Here is a 5,497-nt window from a genome sequence, read left to right as displayed (position 1 = left end):
GGGCGCCGCCGAGCGCGCCCGCTGCGGCGGCCCGGATGGGCACGTGGCCGGCGAGGTGCGCTACCGCGACGTGCATTTCAGCTACGACGGCGTCCACGAGGTGCTGCGCGGGCTGGACCTGGCCATCCCGGCGGGCGCGACGGTGGCGCTCGTGGGGCCGTCGGGAGGCGGCAAGACCACCACGTGCTCGCTCTTGCCCCGCTTCTACGATCCGGAGCGCGGCTCGGTGGAGATCGACGGCATCGATATCCGCGCCGTCACCGTGGAGTCGCTGCGCGACGCCATCGGCATCGTGCAGCAGGACGTGTACCTGTTCGGCGGCACCATCCGCGACAACATCGCCTACGGGCGCCCCGACGCCACGACGGCCGAGATCGTGGAGGCGGCGAAGCGCGCCAACATCGACGCATTCGTGCGCGGGCTGTCCGACGGCTACGACACCTACGTGGGCGAGCGCGGGGCTCGCCTGTCCGGCGGGCAGAAGCAGCGCATCGCCATCGCGCGCGTGTTCCTGAAGGACCCGCGCATCCTCATCCTCGACGAGGCCACGAGCGCGCTGGACAACGAGAGCGAGCGGGCCATCCAGAAGTCGCTCGAGGAGCTGTCCGCCGGGCGCACGACGCTCGTCATCGCGCACCGCCTGTCCACCATACGCGGCGCCGACCTCATCGCGGTGGTGGAGGACGGGCGCGTGGCCGAGCGCGGCACGCACGAGCAACTGTTGGCCCTCGGCGGCACCTACGCCCACTATTATGAAATGCAGTTCGGCCCGGTGGAGCAGGGCGCGGTTTTGTGAAACCTGGGTGCGGATTGGATTTTGCGGGTGATCGGGGCTTGCGGCGCGGGTTCTCGTTTGGTACTATACCGTTTCGCGTGTTTACTTAAGCGAGAACGAGCGATCGTGATCGCTCGGCTTAAAGAAGGAGATAGAGAATCATGGCAGTACCTAAGCGCAAAATGGGCCGTGCCCGCACCCACGCCCGTCGCAGCACCAACGACAAGATCGCGGCGCCCTCGCGTTCCGTGTGCCCGCAGTGCGGCGAGGTCAAGCTTCCGCATCGCGTGTGCCCGAACTGCGGCTTCTACAAGAACCGCGAAGTTATCGAGACGGAGTAGCGTACCGCTCATGCGCGCGCGTTCTGCCGCCGCGCATTGACAAGCCTCCTCGCACATCGCGCTTCGCGTGCGATGCGCCGGGAGGCTTTTCTTGCATTCCGCCGTTCTGCGAACGGTGGAACCGCTCGACACTGCGAGGCTTTGATGCACCTGATCTTGCCCTTGCGCGTTTCCTCTTCGCGTATCGAAGCATGCTTCCTCGAAGGGGTCGGCGCTGCGCCGCGTCTGCGCTGGCGCAATATCAGGTACCTCAAAGCCTCTCGCTGACCGATACGCGAGAGTGAGGTTTTCGATATGTCTGACGAAAAGGTCGTTGTTGCCGTCGATGCCATGGGGGGCGACGATGCTCCCGGCGTGGTGCTCGACGGCGTCGCCCAGGCGCTTGCCTCCGACCCTGCCCTCGAGATCGTCCTGTGCGGGCCTGCCGACGTGGTGGAGCCGTTCGCCGCCGCCCACGAGCGCTGCACGCCGCAGGCATGCAGCGAGGTCATCGCCATGGCGGAGCATCCGGCGAACGCCGTGCGCAAGAAGAAGGACTCGTCCATCGTCGTGGGCTGCCGCCTCGTGAAGGAGGGCGCGGCGCAAGGCTTCTTCTCTGCCGGGTCAACCGGTGCCTGCCTGGCCGCAGGCACGTTGGTGATGGGTCGCATCAAGGGCGTCGCCCGCCCTGCGCTGGCCACGGTCATCCCGTCGCCCGTGCGACCCGTCGTCATGTGCGACATCGGGGCGAACGCCGACTGCAAACCCGAGTACCTCGTACAGTTCGGCCAGATGGCGTCGATCTACGCGGAGAAGGTTATCGGCATCGAGCATCCTCGCGCCGCGCTGCTCAACATCGGCGAGGAGGACACGAAGGGCTCGCAGTTCGCGCAAGAAGCGCACGGCCTGCTGAGGGAGCGGCTGTCGAACTTCGCAGGCAACGCGGAGGGCTCCGATATCCTTCCTGCGAACTTCGACGTCATCATCACCGACGGCTTCACGGGCAACGTATGCCTGAAGACCATCGAGGGCACGTCGAAGACCCTGTTCAAGACGCTCAAGAGCATCATGATGTCCACGCCGCTCACGAAGCTGGGCGCTCTGGCCATAAAAGGAGGCTTGAAGCAGCTCATGGCGCAGGTGAGCCCCGATACGTACGGCGGCGCCCCTCTTCTGGGCGTGAAGGGCGCGCTTCTGGTGGGGCACGGCTCGTCCAACGCGCTGGCGGTGAAGAACGGCGTGCTGACCACGGCTCGCATCGCGCGAACCGGCGTATCTGATATAATCGCGCAAACGGTGGCAACGCCCTGCGCCGCCGAAGCGACGGAGGGCGAGTAGGCCATGCCCGATCAATCGTGGAGCCCTTCCCCTGCACCTCGTCAGCAGCCTGAACGAAAGCCCGAGCATGCCATGACCTTCACCGATGAACAGCAGAGAAAACTGGCGGTAGCGCAGGAAATCCTCGGCTACCGTTTCGCGGACGAGCAGCTGCTGCTTTCGGCTATCACGCATCCTTCCGCCACCGAGGGCAAATCGGTCAAGTACTCCTATGAACGCCTCGAGTTCCTGGGCGACAGCATTCTGGGCGCCATCGTGGCCACCATCGCGTTCGATCGGTTCCATGATCTGGACGAAGGCGGCCTGACCCGCATCAAGGTTGCGCTCGTGTCGGGCGCGAGCCTCTCCGACGTCGCCGAGCGACTGGGCTTCGCCGACGTCATCGTGTTCGGCTCTTCCGAGACGGGCACGGGGCGGCGCGGGCTGCATTCCGCGCTGGAGAACGTGTACGAGGCCGTGGTGGCCGCGTTGTTCTTGGACGGCGGCATCGAGGCTGCGGAGGGTTTCGTGCGCGCCACGTTGATCCCCCGCATGTCGGCCGACATGGCGCGCGAGCCCGAGAATCCCAAGAGCGCCCTGCAGGAGAAGCTGCAGGAAGACGGCATCACGCCCACGTACAAACTGGTGGAGACCCAAGGCCCGCCGCACGACCGCACGTTCGTCGCGCAGGTGTTCGCCGGCAGCCAGGGGCTTGCCCGCGGCACGGGTCGTACGAAGAAGGAAGCCGAGAGCCAGGCTGCCAAGAGCACGCTCGCCCGCCTGGGCGAGTTCTTCGGCCTGGGAGTGGACGGCGAGGCTCGCGCGGAGAAGGCCGAGGCCGCCAAACAGGCCAAGGCGGAGAAGGCTGCCGCGCGCGCCGAGGAGAAGGCCCGCAAGAAGTCCGAGCGCGAGCGCGCGAAGCAGCGCAAGCAGGGGTAGCCGTTCCATGTATCTGAAATCGCTGGTCCTCAAGGGTTTCAAATCGTTCGCCGATCGCAGCGTGCTGGCGCTCGAGCCGGGCATCATCGCCGTGGTGGGGCCGAACGGCTCGGGCAAGTCGAACATCTCGGACGCCGTGCTGTGGGTGCTGGGCGAACGCAACGCGAAGCACCTGCGCGGCCAGGCGATGGAGGACGTCATCTTCGCCGGATCGTCTGCGCGCAAGAGCGTGGGCATCGCGGAGGTGGATCTCGTGCTGGACAACTCGGACGGCACGCTGCCGGTGGACTTCGACGAGGTGGCCGTCACCAGGCGCATGTACCGCTCGGGCGAGAGCGAGTACTTGATCAACGGCGTGGTGGCGCGCCGCATGGACGTGCTCGACATCCTGCACGACTCAGGGCTGGGCACGGGGACGCACTCCATCATCTCGCAGGGCAGCTTGGACTCCATCCTGCAGTCGAAGCCGGAGGATCGCCGGGCTCTCATCGAGGAGGCCGCCGGCGTGTTGAAGCACAAGCAGCGCAAGGCGAAAAGCGAGCGCAAGCTGGCGGCCATGGACGCGCACCTGGCCCGCGTGAAGGACGTGGCCGCCGAGGTGGAGCGTCAGCTGGGGCCGCTGGAGCGCAAGGCGAAGCGCGCCCGCACCTACCAGGGGCTGGCCGACGAGCTGGCGGATCTGAGCCTGTCCCTCGCAGTGGACGACCTTCGCACGCTGCGCCGCGGGTGGGACGACGCGCTCGCGCGCGAGCGGGCGCTGGAAGCGGAGTTGGAGGAGAAGCGCGCCGCCATCGCCCAGGCCGAGGCCGCGGCCGAGGAGCTGCAGGAGAAGATCCGCCGCGAGAGCGTGGACGCGGGAGAGCTGGCCCGCCGGCACCGCCGCGCCTCTTCGGCCGTCGAGCGTTTCGACGGTGCGACGCTGCTGCTGCACGAGAAGCGCCGTGCCGCCCAGAGCTACGAGGCCGAGCTGCGCGTGACGCTTGAGGCCAATGCTGCGAAGCGCGCGCAGGCCGAAGCCGATCGCGCGCAGGCCGTCGAGCAGCTGGCCGAGGTGCAGCGCGACCGCGAGCAGGCCGATGCGAACGTGGCGCGCCTGGCCTACGAGCAGTCCGAAAACGCGCAGAAGCGCCGCTTGCTCGAGCGCGAGGCCGAGGAGCTGGAGCGCGCGAAGCGCGACGGCGAGCGTGCGCAGGAGCAGGCGCGCCGCGAGCTGGCCGAAACGCAGGAGGCGCTGACCAGCGGCCTTGCGCATGTGAAGCTGATCGAGGGTCATGGCAAGGAGCTGGAGCTGCAGCTGGAGCGCGCGAAGGGGGGGGCCGTGTCGCTCGCGGAGGGCGCGACGCAGGCCGGGCAGGCGCTCGAGGCGCTCGTCGAGGCCGAGGGCGCCGCGCGCGCCCGCGTGGGCGAGGCGTTGGGCGCGCGCGAGACGGCGCGCGGCGCGCTGGACGAGGCGCGCGACGCGGCATCGCTTCTGGCATCCGAGATCAAGGGGCTCGAAGAGGTCGAGCGCGCGAGCGCAGCCGTGGGCCCGGCGCGCGCTTGGCTTATGGATCATGCCGTCGACCTGGACGTGAACCTCGCTCCCATCGCGCACGTCGTGCGCGCCTCGGCGGGCTTCGAGGCGCTCGTGGAGCGGCTGCTGCGGGCGGACGTGTCGGCGCTGTTGGTGGACGACGCCGCGCGGGCGAACGCCGTGGCGGCGGCGCTGGCGGCGCGCGACGAGCAGGGCGAGGTGGTGCTCGTGCCGCGCGCGGGCGAGGCGCGCCGCGCGTGCCCTGCGCGCGAGGCGGCCGCTGCCGGCCTCGGGCGCGCGCTCGTCGACGAGCTGGCGTACGCGGACGAGGACGCCGCGGCGGTGGAAGCGCTGCTGGGAGACGTGGCGGTATGCGACGACGTCGACGCGGCGTTCGCCGCGCATGCGCGCGGGGCGGAAGGCGTGCGTTTCGTGACGCGCGGCGGATGCGTCGTGTGGCCGAACGGCAAGGTGACCTTGGGCGCCGCGGCGGTTGACGACGAGGAAGGCGTGCTCGCGCGCGCTCGCCGCCTGGAGGAGCTGCGCGCGCAGCTGCGCGCCGCGGAGAGCGAGCGGGCGAGCGCGGAGGAGCGTGCGGCGGCAGCCGAGGAGGCTCTGCGCGCAGCGCAAGGC

The 5,497-nt window shown here is 69.0% G+C and carries 5 protein-coding genes; all 5 read left to right on the top strand.

Annotated features, from left to right (window positions below; genetic code table 11):
* A partial coding sequence (locus ACMO6A_RS08295; protein ID WP_418471077.1) for an ABC transporter ATP-binding protein occupies window positions 1-796 on the top strand: 796 nt, incomplete at its 5' end.
* Between the two features lie 140 nt (window positions 797-936).
* Window positions 937-1,116, top strand: a complete 180-nt coding sequence (gene rpmF, locus ACMO6A_RS08290; protein ID WP_009304505.1) for a 50S ribosomal protein L32 — start codon at window positions 937-939, stop codon at window positions 1,114-1,116.
* 294 nt (window positions 1,117-1,410) lie between these two features.
* The gene (gene plsX / locus ACMO6A_RS08285; protein ID WP_009608356.1) at window positions 1,411-2,433 is read left to right on the top strand and encodes a phosphate acyltransferase PlsX; all 1,023 of its coding nucleotides are present in this window, start codon (window positions 1,411-1,413) and stop codon (window positions 2,431-2,433) included.
* A 72-nt stretch (window positions 2,434-2,505) separates the two neighbouring features.
* Window positions 2,506-3,351 (top strand): ribonuclease III, encoded by an 846-nt coding sequence (gene rnc / locus ACMO6A_RS08280; protein ID WP_009304503.1) that lies wholly within the window; start codon window positions 2,506-2,508, stop codon window positions 3,349-3,351.
* A 7-nt stretch (window positions 3,352-3,358) separates the two neighbouring features.
* On the top strand, window positions 3,359-5,497 hold a 2,139-nt coding region (locus ACMO6A_RS08275), incomplete at its 3' end, for a chromosome segregation SMC family protein (RefSeq protein WP_418471076.1).

Source organism: Eggerthella sp., assembly GCF_048329335.1.
Classification (GTDB): Bacteria; Actinomycetota; Coriobacteriia; order Coriobacteriales; family Eggerthellaceae; genus Eggerthella; species Eggerthella lenta.
The sequence above is the reverse complement of the archived record's forward strand: the minus strand, read 5'-3'. Positions and strand labels throughout refer to the sequence as shown.